The sequence below is a fragment of the Seonamhaeicola maritimus genome, assembly GCF_008056315.1.
In the GTDB taxonomy this organism is placed as follows: Bacteria; Bacteroidota; Bacteroidia; order Flavobacteriales; family Flavobacteriaceae; genus Seonamhaeicola; species Seonamhaeicola maritimus.
The window spans coordinates 1755-2176 of sequence record NZ_VRKQ01000006.1; the positions used below are offsets into that span (position 1 = coordinate 1755).

A 422-nucleotide genomic window follows, 5' to 3' on the forward strand; every position below is an offset into this window, starting at 1 on the left:
TACAGTCTTGAACGGTATTAGCAGAATCACCATATCCATCACCATCTGCGTCTGCATAATAGGTAATAGTAACGCCTTCGTCTATAGTGCCATCACAGTTATTATCCAGACCATCACACAACTCTGGTGCTGTTGGATAAACAGTAGCGTTAGTATCATCACAATCGCCTTGGCATTCTGAATACCCATCACCATCATCATCTAATTCATCTGGAGGAATGACGCCGTCACAGTCGTTATCTAGACCATCACAAAGTTCTGGAGCACCCGGATACACCGTATTATTAGTATCATCACAGTCAGTATTGTCTGTAATGTAGCCTGTTGGCGCAGAACATGCCTGAACTGCATCTGATAGATCACCATAACCATCACCATCTACGTCTGCATAATAGGTAATAGTAACACCCTCATCTATAGTG

1 protein-coding gene is annotated in these 422 nt (G+C 42.9%); it reads right to left on the reverse strand.

The window, feature by feature from the left end:
* Nucleotides 1–422: putative metal-binding motif-containing protein (locus FUA22_RS18365; protein ID WP_194161871.1), on the reverse strand; the 422-nt coding region annotated here is incomplete at both ends.